Origin of the sequence: Thioclava sp. F28-4, from assembly GCF_002020045.1 — a bacterium.
Lineage (GTDB): Bacteria > Pseudomonadota > Alphaproteobacteria > Rhodobacterales > Rhodobacteraceae > Thioclava > Thioclava sediminum.
Genome location: NZ_MPZQ01000006.1, coordinates 66567 through 81527, shown reverse-complemented (window position 1 = coordinate 81527; position 14961 = coordinate 66567). Strand labels below are relative to the sequence as shown.

General features: G+C 62.6%; 16 protein-coding genes. 8 read left to right on the top strand and 8 right to left on the bottom strand.

Features of this window, described 5'->3' with window-relative positions; genetic code table 11:
• Positions 1–7: 7 nt before the first annotated feature.
• Positions 8–829, bottom strand: coding sequence for an ABC transporter permease (locus BMI87_RS13780; RefSeq protein ID WP_078522201.1), 822 nt, complete (start codon positions 827–829; stop codon positions 8–10).
• A 131-nt stretch (positions 830–960) separates the two neighbouring features.
• Between BMI87_RS13780 and cysQ the strand changes: the two genes are divergently transcribed.
• The 8 genes from cysQ to BMI87_RS13740 all read left to right on the top strand — a co-directional run bounded on the left by cysQ (position 961) and on the right by BMI87_RS13740 (position 10014).
• Positions 961–1755, top strand: coding sequence for a 3'(2'),5'-bisphosphate nucleotidase CysQ (cysQ, locus tag BMI87_RS13775; protein WP_078522200.1), 795 nt, complete (start codon positions 961–963; stop codon positions 1753–1755).
• The gene (locus BMI87_RS13770) at positions 1755–2555 is read left to right on the top strand and encodes a 3-deoxy-manno-octulosonate cytidylyltransferase (protein WP_078522199.1); all 801 of its coding nucleotides are present in this window, start codon (positions 1755–1757) and stop codon (positions 2553–2555) included. Before cysQ ends, BMI87_RS13770 begins: the two co-directional genes overlap by 1 nt.
• Positions 2556–2749: 194 nt before the next feature.
• Positions 2750–3643 carry a UTP--glucose-1-phosphate uridylyltransferase GalU gene (gene galU / locus BMI87_RS13765; RefSeq protein ID WP_078522198.1) on the top strand — a complete coding sequence of 298 codons (894 nt, stop codon included), beginning with the start codon at positions 2750–2752 and terminating at the stop codon, positions 3641–3643.
• 3 nt (positions 3644–3646) lie between these two features.
• The gene (galE, locus tag BMI87_RS13760; RefSeq protein ID WP_078522197.1) at positions 3647–4633 is read left to right on the top strand and encodes a UDP-glucose 4-epimerase GalE; all 987 of its coding nucleotides are present in this window, start codon (positions 3647–3649) and stop codon (positions 4631–4633) included.
• 26 nt (positions 4634–4659) lie between these two features.
• A complete protein-coding gene (locus tag BMI87_RS13755) occupies positions 4660–5682 on the top strand; it encodes a glycosyltransferase family 2 protein (protein WP_078522196.1) in 1023 nt (340 codons plus the stop codon).
• Positions 5683–5894: 212 nt separating this feature from the next.
• The gene (locus BMI87_RS13750) at positions 5895–6905 is read left to right on the top strand and encodes a glycosyltransferase family 2 protein (protein WP_078522195.1); all 1011 of its coding nucleotides are present in this window, start codon (positions 5895–5897) and stop codon (positions 6903–6905) included.
• 13 nt (positions 6906–6918) lie between these two features.
• A complete protein-coding gene (locus BMI87_RS13745) occupies positions 6919–8619 on the top strand; it encodes a beta-1,6-N-acetylglucosaminyltransferase (RefSeq protein WP_078522194.1) in 1701 nt (566 codons plus the stop codon).
• A 3-nt stretch (positions 8620–8622) separates the two neighbouring features.
• Complete coding sequence (locus tag BMI87_RS13740; RefSeq protein ID WP_078522193.1) at positions 8623–10014, top strand: nodulation protein NodH; 1392 nt, start codon at positions 8623–8625, stop codon at positions 10012–10014.
• 67 nt (positions 10015–10081) lie between these two features.
• Here BMI87_RS13740 and BMI87_RS13735 read toward each other — a convergent pair whose 3' ends face one another.
• From BMI87_RS13735 to BMI87_RS13705, 7 genes are all read right to left on the bottom strand, one after another.
• The gene (locus BMI87_RS13735) at positions 10082–10546 is read right to left on the bottom strand and encodes a PTS sugar transporter subunit IIA (protein WP_078522192.1); all 465 of its coding nucleotides are present in this window, start codon (positions 10544–10546) and stop codon (positions 10082–10084) included.
• Between the two features lie 33 nt (positions 10547–10579).
• The gene (gene hpf / locus BMI87_RS13730; RefSeq protein WP_078522191.1) at positions 10580–11155 is read right to left on the bottom strand and encodes a ribosome hibernation-promoting factor, HPF/YfiA family; all 576 of its coding nucleotides are present in this window, start codon (positions 11153–11155) and stop codon (positions 10580–10582) included.
• A gap of 296 nt (positions 11156–11451) precedes the next feature.
• Positions 11452–12228 (bottom strand): LPS export ABC transporter ATP-binding protein, encoded by a 777-nt coding sequence (gene lptB / locus BMI87_RS13725; RefSeq protein ID WP_078522190.1) that lies wholly within the window; start codon positions 12226–12228, stop codon positions 11452–11454.
• Entirely contained in the window at positions 12228–12719 is a 492-nt protein-coding gene (gene lptA / locus BMI87_RS13720; protein ID WP_078522189.1) for a lipopolysaccharide transport periplasmic protein LptA, read from the bottom strand. The genes lptB and lptA overlap by 1 nt, the downstream gene beginning before the upstream one ends.
• 8 nt (positions 12720–12727) lie before the next feature.
• Positions 12728–13330, bottom strand: a complete 603-nt coding sequence (gene lptC / locus BMI87_RS13715; protein WP_143594779.1) for an LPS export ABC transporter periplasmic protein LptC — start codon at positions 13328–13330, stop codon at positions 12728–12730.
• A complete protein-coding gene (locus tag BMI87_RS13710) occupies positions 13330–14286 on the bottom strand; it encodes an SIS domain-containing protein (protein WP_078522187.1) in 957 nt (318 codons plus the stop codon). The genes lptC and BMI87_RS13710 overlap by 1 nt, the downstream gene beginning before the upstream one ends.
• On the bottom strand, positions 14267–14881 hold the full coding sequence (locus BMI87_RS13705) for a ribonuclease D (protein ID WP_078522186.1): 615 nt from the start codon (positions 14879–14881) through the stop codon (positions 14267–14269). Before BMI87_RS13705 ends, BMI87_RS13710 begins: the two co-directional genes overlap by 20 nt.
• Positions 14882–14961 lie beyond the last annotated feature (80 nt).

Below are 14961 nucleotides of genomic sequence, written 5' to 3'. Positions count from 1 at the left end.
CTGCCTTTTAGCGCCGTGCGCCCCAGCTAAGCGACGCGTATTGCCGCGTGTAGAACTCGCCCAGAAGGCCGATCATCAGGATCGCAAGCCCGACATAGAGCGGATATTCCCAATTCGAGAAATGCGGATTGTAGTTGATAAAGGTGTAGCCCCGCGCCTGATCGATCGTGTGAAACAGCGGGTTCCAGTTGAACAGGATCAGCATCTTGTGCGGCAGATTGTTGGCGAGGAACATCTTGCCCGAGGCGATCATGTTGGCGCGGGTATAGACCTGCTGGATCACGCTTACCACTTCGGGCGCCCAGGGCTTCGCCGCAAGCAGCACGACACCGACCGCGAGCCCCGTGAACCAAGCCAGCAGCACCATCGCGAACGCGCCGACCCAGTCGTAGATCTCGATCGGTTTGAAGGCCGCGTGGTAGATGTAGAGCACCGTCACCATCGACAGCACCTGGATATACAGCGCGCTCAGCGCCGCCGACGCGATCGAGATCGCCGTGGTCATCGGCGCGTGTTTCATCATCGCCGATGTGGGCCCTTCCGACCCGAAGACCGCGCCAAGGGTCTTGGTGTGGGTCATGTAAAGGAAGATGCCCGTCATGATGTAGAGCAGGAAATCGCCCCGCACCGAGCTCGACCGCATCCCGAGTACGCTGAACATGATGTAGAAAGAGATGACCAGCAGCATCGTCTGAAACATGTTCAGCAGCAGGCCGATCAACGCATTCCCGTGGTTCTTGCGCAGATTGCGCACGGTGGCGTGATAAATCAGCTCCAGCAGGCTGAAGGTCGTGCCGAGCTTGGTCGATTTCGTCTCTGGTCTGAACATGTCCCTGCCGATTCGGGCGTCGTTGCGGCCCAAGCTAGATCGGATTGCTTGCTCAACCCTTATCGCCGCATCATAAGGGGGGAGTTGGAGCATAGCAATTGGGCCTTAACAAGGCCGGGAGAGGCGTGACGATGGATTTCGAACATCTGATGCGAGTGATGCGGCGGCTGGCGCTCGAAGCAGGCGACAAGATCATGGAGATCTACGACTCGCCCGATTTCGAGGTGAAGTCGAAGTCGGACAACTCGCCGGTGACCGAGGCCGACGAGGCCGCCGACGCGTTGATTTCCGCAGGGCTGCGCGCGGAATTCCCCGATATGCCGCTCGTCACTGAAGAGCAGGCCGCGAGCCATTCGCAGGAGGTGTCGACCTTCCTGATCGTCGATCCGCTCGATGGCACGAAGGAATTCGTCAAGCGCCGCGGCGATTTCACGGTGAACATCGCCTATGTCGAGAATGGCAAGCCCGTGCGCGGTGTGGTCTACGCCCCCGCCAAGGGACGTCTGTTCTACACGCTGGCCGAGGGCCGCGCGGTCGAAGAAGACGGCCCCTTCGACAAGGAACGCCCCGGCAAGCAGCATCCGATCACCGTCTCGATGCCCGACAATCGCGGCCTGATGGTCGTCGCGTCGAAATCGCACCGCGATCAGGCGACCGACGATTACATCGGCAAATACGCGGTGAAGGACATGGCTTCGGCCGGGTCGTCGCTGAAGTTCTGCCTTGTCGCGACGGGCGAGGCCGATCTCTATCCGCGCCTCGGTCGCACGATGGAATGGGACACGGCGGCGGGTGACGCGGTTCTGCGCGGCGCGGGCGGCGAAATGATCCGCTTCGACGATCACGCACCCTTCACCTATGGCAAGCCGGGCTTCGAGAACCCGTTCTTCATCGCTTATGCCCCCGGCGTCCTTCTGGTGAAGTAATGTCGGTTCTGATCGTTATCCCGGCGCGCTACGCGTCGAGCCGTTATCCCGGCAAGCCGCTGGTCGAACTGACCGGCGCCACGGGCGAGAAAAAGACCCTGATCCAGCGCAGCTGGGAGGCGGCGACGCAGGTCGGCGGCGTCGACAAGGTCGTAGTGGCCACCGATGACGACCGCATCCGCGAGGCCTGCGAAGCCTTCGGCGCTGAGGTGGTGATGACCTCCGAGAGCTGCCGCAACGGGACCGAGCGCTGCGCCGAAGCGGCGGCGACCCTTGGCGGCGGTTTCGACATCGTCGTGAACCTTCAGGGCGACGCGCCGCTGACCCCCGCGTGGTTCATCGAAGACCTCGTTGCAGGCCTGCGCGCGAATGACTGGGCCGAGCTTGCGACTCCGGTGCTGCGCTGCGAAGGCGCGACGCTCAACAGCCTGCTGGAAGATCGCCAGAACGGGCGCGTCGGCGGCACCACTGCAGTGTTCGGAGCCGGCAATCGCGGGCTCTATTTCTCGAAAGAGGTTATTCCCTTCACCTCCGAGACTTACGCGGACGAAGCCCCCACGCCGGTGTTCCACCATGTGGGTGTCTATGCCTACCGGCCGGACACGCTGGCGGCCTATGCGGGCTGGCCGATCGGGCCCCTGGAGACGCTCGAAGGTCTGGAGCAGCTGCGCTTTCTGGAGAACGGTCGCGCGGTGCTCTGCACAGAGGTCGAGTCGCGCGGACGGCAGTTCTGGGAACTCAACAATCCGTCAGATGTGGCCCGGATCGAATCCATGATGCTGCAGATGCAGCTTCCCTGAACGCACGCAATTTATCGCCTATCGCACTAAAAATGCGGTTTTTCACGGCATTGCACGAAACAATTTTCGCATTTGCAGCATTTCTTCCCACGGGAGTGCTCAACGCCAGAACCGGTCCCTTGTTGGATCACGGCTTTGGGGACACAATGAACCAACTTCTGACGATTTAATCGTAGCAACCCTATAGGTGACGAATGAAAAGCAAGGTGACGAAGGCGATCTTCCCGGTGGCCGGCCTCGGAACCCGCTTCCTCCCCGCGACGAAGTCGATCCCGAAAGAGATCCTCACGTTGGTGGACCGCCCGCTTATCCAATACGCCATCGACGAGGCGCGTGCGGCCGGTATCGAGGAATTCATCTTCGTCACCTCGCGCGGCAAATCGGCACTTGAGGATTATTTCGACAACGCCCCCGAACTGGAAAGCGCATTGGCGCAAAAGGGCAAGACCGAAATCCTCGACGAGCTGCAGCAGACCAATATGGACAGCGGCGCGATCGCCTATGTCCGCCAAAACCAGCCGCTGGGTCTGGGCCATGCAGTCTGGTGTGCGCGTCGTCTGGTGCATGACGAGGCCTTCGCCGTTATCCTGACCGACGACGTCATTGCCGCCGACAAGCCCTGTCTGCAGCAGATGATGGAAGCCTATAACGAGACCGGCGGGAACTATGTCGCGGCGATGGAAGTCCCCGCCGACAAGACCGCGTCCTACGGGGTTCTGGATGTCGCCCCGGGCGACGGCCCGCGCCTGCAGGTCAACGGCATGGTCGAAAAGCCCAAGCCCGAGGATGCACCCTCGAACCTCGCGGTGATCGGGCGCTACATCCTCACTCCGCGCATCATGTGGAACCTCGATGCGCGCAAGGCGGGTGCTGGCGGTGAGATTCAGCTGACCGACGCGATCGCGCAGGAAATCCATGGCGGCAACTCGGTCTATGGCTATCGCTTCGACGGTCAGCGTTACGATTGCGGCTCGAAGGCGGGCTTCCTGCAGGCGACGGTGGCTTTCGGTCTCCAGCGCCCGGATTTGAAGGATGAGTTCGGCGAATATCTCTCCGATCTTTCCGCGATGCGGCAGGCGGCTGAGTAAGCGATGCAGCAACATGTGTTGGTAACGGGTGGTGCGGGCTATATCGGCTCGCACGCCTGCAAAGCGCTGGCCGCGGCGGGTTACGTCCCGGTCTGTTTCGACAATTTCTCCACCGGCTGGAAAGAAGCGGTGAAGTTCGGCCCTGCCGAGGAGGGCGATCTGGCAGATCGCGCCCGCCTCGACGAGGTCTTCGCGAAATATCAGCCGATCGCGGTGATGCATTTCGCGGCGCTGAGCCTTGTCGGCGAGTCGATGCAGAACCCGTCGAAATACTGGCGCACCAACGTGAATTGCGCGCTGAACCTGATTGAAGCGGCCGTCGATGCGGGCTGCCGCAACTTCGTCTTCTCCTCGACCTGCGCGACCTATGGCGATCAGGATGGGGTGGTGCTGAACGAGGACACCGAACAGCGCCCGATCAATGCCTATGGCGGCTCGAAACGGGCCATCGAAGACATGCTGCGCGATTTCGGCGCGAGCCACGGGCTGAACTCGGTGATCTTCCGCTATTTCAACGTGGCGGGCGCCGATCCCGACGCTGAGGTCGGCGAGCAGCACATCCCCGAGACGCATCTCATTCCGCTGATGCTCGACGCGATCGCGGGCAAACGCCCGGCGCTGACCGTGTTCGGCTCGGATTATGCGACGCGCGACGGCACCTGCATCCGCGATTACGTCCACGTCTCCGATCTGGTCGATGCGCATGTGCTGGGCCTGAAATGGCTCGAAGACGGTAAACCCTCGCGGGTCTTCTGCCTTGGCTCGGGCAACGGGTTCTCGGTACGCGAAGTGATCGACGCCTCGCGCGCGGTGACCAACCGCGACGTGCCGATCGTCGAAGGGGACCGCCGTCCCGGCGATGCGGCGGCGCTGGTCTCGGGCTCGAAACGGGCGACCGAGGAGCTTGGCTGGCAGCCGAAGCGGTCGGACCTTTCCACCATGATTTCCGATGCATGGCGTTGGCATCAGGCGAAAGAGTATGAATACTGACCCCCAAGCAGGGGTCAGGAGAATGAATGCCATCGCGCCGTGAGCTTTGGGAGAGCTACAGGTTGCGCCTCAAGCGCAAGCATTTCCTGTGGCGCGCCCTGCGTAAACGGCACCAGCTCGACCGCGTCACAAACCGCACGGGCAAGATAAAGCCCGGTGCGATCCTCGCCTTCGCGGTGATGCGCAACGAGGCGCGGCGACTGCCGTTTTTTCTCAAGCATTACCGCAAGCTCGGCGTGGATCACTTCCTGTTCGTCGACAATGGCAGCACGGATGGGACCGCCGCGCTCTTGGCCGAGGCGCGCGATGTCTCGCTGTGGCAGACGTCGGACAGTTACCGTGCCTCGCGCTTTGGGCTCGATTGGGTGACGTGGTTGATGCTGCGCTACGGGCACGATCACTGGTGCCTGACCGTCGATGCGGATGAGCTGCTGATCTACCCCTATCACGACAGCCGCCCCCTGCCTGCGCTGACCGACTGGCTCGACCGGTCGGAGCAATGCAGCTTCCCGGCCATGATGCTCGACCTCTACCCGAAAGGGCCGCTGGGCGCGCAGCGCTACGAGGCGGGGCAGGACCCGTGCAAGATCCTGAGCTGGTTCGACGCCGGGAATTACATGATCACCCGGCAGGCGCAGACCGACGCGCTGTGGATCCAAGGCGGGCCACGGGCGCGGGCGTTTTTCCCCGACAGTCCGCGCCAATCGCCGACCCTGTCGAAGATCCCGCTGGTGCGCTGGCACCGGCGATGGGCCTATCTGAACTCGACCCATGCGCTGCTGCCGCGCCACCTGAACCGGACCTACGACACACAGGGCGGCGAGGCGATTTCGGGGCTGCTGCTGCACACCAAGTTTCTCGACGAGATCGTGGACAAGTCGAAGGAGGAGAAATCGCGCGGCGAGCATTTCGGCCAGCCCGCGGAATTCGACCAGTATTACGACGCGCTGGCTGCCGATCCGGAGCTTTGGACGCCGCATTCGACGCGGCTCGGCGACTGGCGGCAATTGGAGGCGCAGGGGCTGATGTCGCGCGGCGGCTGGATGTGAACGTGTTGACTTGGAGGCAACATTGCTGACGCAAGCGTTAGGCATGGCCTTCTCAGCTGCGCGCAAACCGGGTAAGTATCGGAAGATATTGATAAGCCGTTGAAAACTTGCCGATTTGAACAGGGCGACCTTTAACGATTTGAGAACTACGCTGCGAGTAGCAAGGGACCAGTGCGGCACGAAATGACCGCCACGTCGGAGAGGGACGGGTATTGGGACTGAGAGAGATCGCCAGGCTGCGCCGTAAACGCAGAATTCGGCAGATTCGGGCTTTCCGCAAAAGCCGCGAACTCTCTCTCTATTCCGATCGCACCGGCAACATCCGCCCCGAGGATATCCTCGTCTTCGTCACCGCCCGCAACGAACGCATCCGCCTGCCCTATTTCCTGCGCTACTACCGCGAGATGGGCGTCGGGCACTTCCTGTTTGTCGACAATGGCAGCGACGATGGCAGCGCCGAGTATCTCGCCCAGCAGGAGGACTGCTCGGTCTGGCACACGGACGCCTCCTACAAGGCGTCGAATTTCGGCATCGACTGGATGAACTGGCTGCTGCGCAAATACGGCACCGGGCATTGGACGCTGACGCTCGATCCGGACGAGTTCTTCGTCTACCCGTTCTGCGACACGCGGCCCATTCAGGCGCTGACCGACTGGCTCGACACCTATGGCATCCGGTCCTTCCCGGCGATGCTGCTGGATATGTATCCGAAAGGGCCGATCGACGCGCAGCCCTATCGCGAGGGACAGAACCCGTTCGATATCGCCAGCTGGTTCGATGCCGGCAATTACATGATCTCGCGGAATTCCGAGACCAACAATCTGTGGATTCAAGGCGGACCGCGTGCGCGCATCTTCTTTCCCGACGCGCCGAAGAAGGCCCCCTCGCTCAACAAGATCCCGCTGGTCAGATGGGAGCGTGGGAACGTCTATATCTCGTCGACCCATGCGTTGCTGCCGCGCGGCCTGAACCAAGTCTACGACACGATCGGCGGCGAGATGGTCTCGGGCTGCCTGCTGCATGCGAAGTTCCTCTCGCCGCTGACCGACAAGGTCGAGGAGGAGCTGGAGCGCAAGCAGCATTACGCGGGTTCGCGCGAATATCACGCCTATGCCCGCACGATCTCAAAAGAGCCCGATTTGTGGTGCAAATGGTCTGAGAAATATATCAACTGGCGCCAGCTCGAGATCCTCGGGCTGATGTCGAAGGGCAATTGGGCGTGAGGAAACAAGGCGCGTGACAGTCGGATTCATCATGATGTGCCACACCGCGCTCGACCGGGCCGCGCAGGTCGCGCGGTTCTGGTCGGAGGGCGGATCGCCCGTGGTGATCCATGTCGACGCCCGCGTGACCGCGCATGACTATAACGGCTTCAAGAAGATGCTCGCCGATCTGGAGAATGTCTCCTTCTCGCGGCGCTACAAATGCGATTGGGGCACGTGGTCGCTGGTGGCGGCGAGCCAAGCCGCGGCCGAGCAGATGCTGGCGCTGCATGACGATGTGCGCCACGTCTATCTGGCGTCGGGCTCCTGCCTGCCGCTGCGCCCGCTGCACGAGCTGACCGACTATCTCGACGCGCGGCCCTATACCGATTTCATCGAAAGCGTGACCACCACGGAAGTCGGCTGGACCGTGGGCGGGATCGACATCGAACGCTTCACCCTGCGCTTCCCGTTTTCATGGAAGAAGCAGCGGCGGATGTTCGACCGCTATGTCGAGTTCCAGCGCCGCGTAGGCTTCAAGCGGCGCATCCCCGACGGGCTGGTGCCGCATCTGGGCAGCCAATGGTGGTGCCTGACGCGCCAGACCCTGTCGGCCATTCTGGAAGACCCCGATCGCGCGCTTTACGACCGCTATTTCAAGCGCGTCTGGATCCCGGATGAGAGCTATTTCCAGACCCTCGCAAGGCTCTATTCCACCTCGATCGAGAGCCGCTCGCTGACGCTGACTAAGTTCGATTTTCAGGGCAAGCCGCATATCTTCTACGACGATCACCTGCAGCTTCTGCGGCGGTCGGACTGTTTCGTGGCGCGGAAAATCTGGCCCAAGGCGGATAAGCTTTACAGGACCTTCCTCGACAAAAGCCCCGGGCGCTCGGTCATGGCAGAGCCGAACCCCGCCAAGATCGACCGGCTGTTTTCCAAGTCGATCGAGCGGCGCACGCGCGGGCGGCCGGGCCTCTACATGCAAAGCCGTTTTCCCAGGAAAGACCACGAGAACGGCAAGACCTCGGCGCCCTATTCGATCTTCCACGGCTTCTCGGATCTCTTCGAAAATTTCGACGGCTGGCTCGCGAAATATGTGGGCGCGCGGGTGCATGGTCATCTCTACGCGCCCGAGCGCGCCGAGTTCGCGGGCAATGAGCGGATGTTCAACGGCTGCCTGACCGACGACGCGGCGCTGCGCGACTACAACCCGCGTGCTTTTCTCACGAACCTGATCTGGAACTCGCGCGGCGAACGTCAGTGCTACATGTTCTCGCCGCGCGACAATCAGGCGAATAACTGGTTCACCGCGACCGACCCGAATGCGCAAATCTCGGTCATTACCGGCGCCTGGGCGCTGCCTCTGTCGCGCCGCAACGAGAATTTCGCGACGATCCGGCGCGAGGCCGCGATGCTGCAAAAGCGCGAGCTGGAGCATCTGGATATTCTGCGCTCGATGTATGTTAAGGCGCGCGTGCGAATCTGGACCGTCGCGGATTTCATCGAGAACCCGATGGAGCCCCTGCAGACCATCATCGACGAGATCAGCCCCCGTGCGACCCGTCGCCTGACCGAAGCGCCGCAGATGGTCGATCTGTCGGGGTTCAACCAATTCCTGCAAAATCTCAAGAACCAGGGGATGCAGCCGCTCGTGATGGGGGATTTCCCGCTCGAGCAAAGCGGGCAGCGCGATGCCGCCACCCGCCGCGGTCGCCCCTATCTGGTGAAATAACCTATGCCAAAATTTGAAAGTTTCGTCGTCTTTGCCGAGATGCGCACCGGCTCCAATCTGCTGGAAGCTGCGCTGAACGATCTGGACGGCGTGACCTGCCATGGCGAGGCGTTCAATCCGGCGCTGATCGGCTATCCCAACCGCAAGGAGCTGGTGGGCGTCACCAAGGCGCAGCGCGACGACGATCCGCTGGCACTTTGGGGCGCGATCAAAGCGCAGGACGGGCTGAACGGCTGCCGCTATTTCCACGATCACGACCCGCGGATGCTCGCCGTCTTCGTGAACGATCCGAAATGCGCGAAGATCGTGCTGACCCGCAATCCGATCGAGAGCTATGTCAGCCTGATGATCGCACGCGCCACCGGCCAGTGGAAGCTGGGCGATGCGAAGCACCGCAAGGCCACGAAGGCGCGCTTCGACGCCGAGGAGTTCGAGGCGCATCTGGAAGGGCTGCAGGATTTTCAGGTGACTTTGCTGAACGCGCTGCAACGCTCGGGGCAGACGGCCTTCTATATCGATTACGAGGATGCCCAGTCGGTCGAGGTGCTCAACGGTCTCGCGAATTGGCTGGGCGTCGCGGGGCGGCTCGACAAGCTGCCCGAGACCCTGAAAGTGCAGAACCCCGAGCCGCTCGAGGCGAAGGTCGCGAATTTCCCAGGGATGGAGGCGTCGCTGGCGCGGCTCGACCGGTTCAACCTGTCGAAGACCCCGAATTTCGAGCCCCGGCGCGGTCCCGGCGTGCCCGGTTTCATCGCTAGCGAGGCGGGGCTGCTTTATATGCCGCTCCGGCCCGCGATGGATGCGCCGATCCGCGACTGGCTGGCGGCGACCGGCGAACTGGTCGAAGGGTTCAGCCAGAAGACCCTGCGTCAGTGGAAACGTCGCCATCCCGGCCATCGCAGCTTCACCGTGCTGCGCCACCCGCTGATGCGCGCGCATCTCGCGTTCAACGCGGTGCTCAACTGGGACAACATGGACGAGACCCGCGCCGTCCTTCGTCAAAGCTACAAGCTGCCGATCCCGAAGGAAGGCGAAAGCATCGCGCATGGCGACTATGCCGAGGCGCTGATCGCGTTTTTGGGCTGGCTCAAATCCAATCTCGCGAACCAGACGAGCCTGCCGGTGAATACGCTCTGGGCGACGCAATCCGCGGCGCTGCAGGGGATCGGCCAGTTCGCCCTGCCCGACCTTCTGGTGCGCGAAGAGCGGATGGCGGAGGATTTCGCCTATCTCGCCAACATGGCCGGGGTGGAGGCCCCTGCCTTCGTGCCCGGCGAGACCGACACCGCGCCGATCAAGCTCGCCGATATCTGGACGCCCGACCTCGAAGCCGCCGCACGCGAGACCTATACGCGCGACATGATGCAGTTCGGCTTCGGCAACTGGCGCGACTGAGCCTGCGCCACGAAAAAAGCGCGCCGGGCGGACCGACGCGCTTTTTCGATTTTCATTCGAGACCGGTTCAGGCCGCCTGACGGCTCTGCGCCTCCGTCAGCACCGCGTGCAGCGTCGACGGGTCGGTATTCGCCCGCAGCTTCTCGCAGGTTTCCGGATCGCGCATCGTGCGCGACACGAGGGCCAGCGCCTTGAGATGCTCGACCCCGGAATCCTTCGGCGCGAAGAGCGCGAAGACCAGATCGACCGGCAGCCGGTCCACCGCGTCAAAATCGAGCGGCTTTTCCAGACGCAGGAAAACACCCACGACTTCGCTCAGCCCGTCGAGCCGCGCATGCGGAAGCGCAACGCCGTGGCCGACACCGGTCGGCCCGAGGCTTTCACGCTCCTGCAGCGCATCGACAGTCTCCGCGGCGTCGATCTTGTAGCACGCCGCCGCGATGTCACCGAGATCCTGAAACAGGCGTTTCTTGCTCGTGACATTCGACAGCACTTTGACCGCGCCAGGCACGAGAAGTTTAGATAGGTCCATGAACTCGTCTACTCCGCGCCCGTTCCGGGCCGCTCATTTGCTGTTGCGCGGGTCGATCCAGCCGACATTGCCGTCTTCACGCCGATGAACGACGTTGACCCCGCCATGTTTCTCGTTGCGGAAGACGAGTAGCGACGCATCAGACAGCTCCATCTGCATGACCGCTTCACCGACCGAGAGAGTGGGAACCTTGGTTTCCATCTCGGCTACGATCATCGGAGCACCTTCGTGCGTCTCGCCGGTATCGTCATCCTCTTCCGAGGCGAGCACATATAGACCTGCAGCTTCGAATTCAACTGGTTCAGCACGGTCGCGGTGATGATCTTTCAATCTGCGCTTGTGACGCCGCAGTTGCTTGTCCATCTTTTCGCGCGCCGCATCGAAGGCCGCATAGATTTCCGTGGCATGACCCTTGGCCGAAGCGGTGAGCCCGGTCGACAGGTGCACTGTCGCCTCGCAAATAAACTCATGCGCATCGCGCGAGAAGGTGATCTGCGCATCGGTGGGACGCTGCATGTATTTCTCGGCGACCTCGCCCAACTCCGACTTGACGTGAGATTGCAGGGCCTCTCCGACATCGATTTGTTTGCCGGTGATTTGGTAACGCATGGATTTCCTCCTTCACGCATTGGGCCAGTGACCCCAGCCTTTGGGCTGAGGTGTTTCGGGCCGGTTAATCTCTTGGAAAGTCGCGTTGAGTCTGAATTCGCCCGGGCCCTCTTTCGGGGACCTTCCGCGCGCCGGACCCCTCTCGGGGGCCGCAAGCGCGCCCGGGGAGTGGGGGCGAACATTACGCATCTCTTATGTATTTGGGGATGGATCGCGGGGGGTGTCAACGGGTCTCCCTCGCTGCGGTGCAAAACTGCCGCTGGAGAGAGGCGCGGTCGGCGTCCCTTCGATCACGATCAGAGGATGCGGAAATGCTGTCCGAGATAGACCCGGCGGACGTTTTCGTCCTGCACAACCTCTTCCGCGGTGCCCGACATCAGCACCGTCCCGTCGTGCAGAATATAGGCGCGATCCACGATCTCGAGCGTTTCGCGCACATTGTGATCGGTGATCAAAACGCCGATACCGCGATCCTTGAGTTGCGCGACGAGCGCGCGAATCTCCGACACCGCGATCGGATCGACACCCGCAAAGGGTTCGTCCAGCAGCAGATATTTCGGATCGGCGGCCAGACAGCGCGCGATTTCGCAGCGTCTACGCTCGCCCCCGGACAGCGCCAGCGCGGGCGCCTGACGCAGATGGCCGATCGAGAAATCGCCCAGAAGTTCTTCCAGCCGCTCGCGGCGGGTATGGGGATCTGATTCCGCCACCTCCAGAACCGCCATGATGTTGTCTTCGACCGAAAGCCCGCGGAAAATCGAGGCTTCCTGCGGCAGATAACCGATCCCGAGCCGGGCGCGGCGATACATCGGCAGCCCCGTCACATCGCGCCCGTCGATCAGAACCTCGCCCGCATCGGGACGGATCAGACCCGCGATATTATAAAAACAGGTGGTTTTGCCCGAACCGTTCGGCCCCAGAAGCGCCACCACCTCACCGCGCGACAGGTTCAGCGAGACGTCGCGAATCACGGGGCGGCGCTTGTAGCTCTTGCGCAGACCCCGGACCTGCAAACCGCCCTGGCCCGCGACCGGGGCCAGCCCGGCGTCGCTTTTGACGGCATCCTCGGCCATCACTTGCTCCCGGCGGGCTTCAGAAGCGTGCGCACACGCCCGTCCATCGTGCCGGCGCCGGTGCTCAGATCGACGTTGAGCTTGTTGCCGGACATCACGTTGTCGCCTTGGGTCAGCAGCACGTTGCCGGTCATTACGACGGTGCCCGCCTTCACGTCGTAGACGGCTTCGTCGGCCTCTGCCGCCTCGGTGGGCGAAACCAGCGTAACGCCGCCGGTCGCATGGAGCCGGGTGATCTCGGAGCGCTTGTCGCTGGCGTAGAACACCTCAAGCTCGGCGGCTTTCATGTGCATGTCGCCCTGCGTGACCTCCACATTGCCGGAGAACACTGCCTGACCGCTTTCCTGCTTTACGTTGAGCGAGTCGGCCGTGACTTCGACCGGGGCGGTCTTGTCGGCGCGGAGCCCGCCGAAATCGACGCTTTGCGCCATCACGAGAACCGGGAACGAAACCGCCATCGCACAGGCGGTGAAGAAACGCGCTCGAAACATCCACACCCTCATTGTTGCGGCTGATATACCAGCTTCACACCCTGTTTGAAAACAAGATCGTGACTGCTGCCATCCGCCGTCGGGACCATCTGCATATAGCCCGCATCGAGCGTTCCGAAAGGGGACGTCCCATGGATCGGGCCGGGCGAGGTCAGGATACTGCTATCGGTCTGCAACTCGACCTTGTCGGAGTTCACCCGGTAGCCGTCCGAGGTCTGCATCGCGACCTTGCCGGTCAGGTCGATCCGGTTCGAATTGGGCTGGAATAGACCCTCATTCGCGCTCAGATCGGTCACATGGCCATCGGGTGCGGTCAGCTTCGCCGCGACCTGATCGGCACTCGCACCCTGATCCTGCGAGGGCTGGGTGCGCGCCATTGCTGCGGTCACCGAGAGCGTCGCGCCGGTATCGGTCACGCCGGAATATTCGGGCCGGGTGACCGCATTTTCCCGCGCGAGTTTTTCGACATCGACCTTGGCATAGGGAATCGCGGCGCTCGGATCGATCCGGCGCGAGACGAGAAAGATCGTCGACAACAGCGCCAGCGCGAGCAGCGGCAGGACGATCTTCGCCCAGGTCACCAGTCGCGTATGGCTGTTGTCGTACATCATCAGACGATCCCGGCCCTCAGGCAGTCGTGGATCTGCAGGAAGCCCACGGGTTTCTCATCTTCGACCACGAAGAGCGCGGTGATCTTGCGCTCGTTCATCTGCGCCACGGCGGCCTCGGCCAGTTGCCCGGGCGCGATGGTGCGCGGATTGGCGGTCATTACCTCCGAGACCTTATGCTCCAGCAGCCCCTGCATATGGCGCCGCAAATCGCCGTCGGTGACGATCCCGGTCAGGCGGCCCGCCTCATCGGTGACGCCGACCACGCCGAACCCCTTCTGGCTCATCATCAAGAGCGCATCGGGCATCGGCGTGTCTTCCGCCACCAGCGGCATATCCCGATGCATCAGGTCGGAGACTTTCGACAGGCGCGCGCCCAGCTTGCCGCCGGGATGGAAGGTGCGGAAATGCTCGGCGGTGAATTCGCGATGCTCCATCAGCGCGATGGCCAACGCATCGCCCAGCGCGAGCGTCATCGTCGTCGAGGTGGTGGGCACCACGCCCGTGCCGCAGGCTTCCTCCGCCTTGGGCAGCACCAGCGCCAGATCGGCCTGCCGCAGCAGGGTCGAGTCCGGGCGGCTCGCGACACCGATCAGCGGGATCTGAAAGCGCCGCGTATGGGCGATCAGATCGGCCAGCTCCGGCGTCTCCCCGGAATTCGACAGAACCAGCGCCAGATCGTGCCGGGTGACCATACCCAGATCGCCGTGGCTCGCCTCCGCCGGATGCACGAAATGCGCGGGCGTTCCGGTCGAGGCCAGCGTCGCCGCGATCTTGCGCCCGATATGGCCCGATTTCCCCATGCCGGAGACGATCACGCGCCCCTCGGTCTTGAGTATCATCGCCACCGCGCGCGAAAACTCGCCATCAAGGCTCGCCGCCAAGGCTTCCAGCCCGGCGACCTCGATGCCGATCACGCGGCGGGCGATGTCGGAATAATCAGTGGTGGAAGATGTCATTGGGTTCATCCCAGCCCAGCAGATCGAGCTTCGCACGCGTCGGCAGGAAATCGAAACAGGCCTGCGCCAGTCCGAGCCGGTTCTCGCGCTCGAGCCGCGCCACGAGTTCGGCTTTGATCTGGTGCAGGTAGAGCACGTCGGAGGCCGCATATTCCATCTGTGCGTCGGTCAGCTCCGCCGCGCCCCAGTCCGAACTTTGCTGCTGCTTGGAGATGTCGACGCCGACAAGCTCCTGCACCAGCACTTTCAGCCCGTGGCGATCGGTGAAGGTCCGCACCATCTTCGAGGCGATCTTGGTGCAGAAGACCGGCTTCGTCTCCACCCCGAACGCATTGTAGAGCGCGGCCACGTCGAAACGCGCGAAGTGGAACAGCTTCTCCACCGACGGATCGGCCAGCATGCGGCACAGGTTCGGCGCTTCGGTCTGACCTTGGGCGATCTTCACCAGATGCGCGTCGCCGTCGCCCGCCGAAAGCTGCACGAGGCAGAGCCGGTCACGGCGCGGGTCGAGGCCCATCGTTTCGGAGTCGATGGCCACAACGGGACCGAGATCGAGCCCGTCGGGAAGGTCGTTTTGATGCAGGTGGATTGCCACGGCGTGTCCTTCTTTAACGTCTTGCCGGGCATATAAGCCTTTTGCCGCGTTCTTGCCAACGCGAGATGGCAAAACCCGGC

Excerpts from the sequence above, each read along its gene's own strand:
- BMI87_RS13735 (WP_078522192.1), bottom strand. The coding sequence starts at position 10,546 with ATGGACCTATCTAAACTTCTCGTGCCTGGCGCGGTCAAAGTGCTGTCG.
- lptA (WP_078522189.1), bottom strand. The coding sequence starts at position 12,719 with ATGTTTCGAGCGCGTTTCTTCACCGCCTGTGCGATGGCGGTTTCGTTC.
- galU (WP_078522198.1), top strand. The coding sequence starts at position 2,750 with ATGAAAAGCAAGGTGACGAAGGCGATCTTCCCGGTGGCCGGCCTCGGA.
- BMI87_RS13710 (WP_078522187.1), bottom strand. The coding sequence starts at position 14,286 with ATGACATCTTCCACCACTGATTATTCCGACATCGCCCGCCGCGTGATC.
- BMI87_RS13770 (WP_078522199.1), top strand. The coding sequence starts at position 1,755 with ATGTCGGTTCTGATCGTTATCCCGGCGCGCTACGCGTCGAGCCGTTAT.
- BMI87_RS13740 (WP_078522193.1), top strand. The coding sequence starts at position 8,623 with ATGCCAAAATTTGAAAGTTTCGTCGTCTTTGCCGAGATGCGCACCGGC.
- cysQ (WP_078522200.1), top strand. The coding sequence starts at position 961 with ATGGATTTCGAACATCTGATGCGAGTGATGCGGCGGCTGGCGCTCGAA.
- hpf (WP_078522191.1), bottom strand. The coding sequence starts at position 11,155 with ATGCGTTACCAAATCACCGGCAAACAAATCGATGTCGGAGAGGCCCTG.
- BMI87_RS13780 (WP_078522201.1), bottom strand. The coding sequence starts at position 829 with ATGTTCAGACCAGAGACGAAATCGACCAAGCTCGGCACGACCTTCAGC.
- lptC (WP_143594779.1), bottom strand. The coding sequence starts at position 13,330 with ATGATGTACGACAACAGCCATACGCGACTGGTGACCTGGGCGAAGATC.
- lptB (WP_078522190.1), bottom strand. The coding sequence starts at position 12,228 with ATGGCCGAGGATGCCGTCAAAAGCGACGCCGGGCTGGCCCCGGTCGCG.
- galE (WP_078522197.1), top strand. The coding sequence starts at position 3,647 with ATGCAGCAACATGTGTTGGTAACGGGTGGTGCGGGCTATATCGGCTCG.
- BMI87_RS13755 (WP_078522196.1), top strand. The coding sequence starts at position 4,660 with ATGCCATCGCGCCGTGAGCTTTGGGAGAGCTACAGGTTGCGCCTCAAG.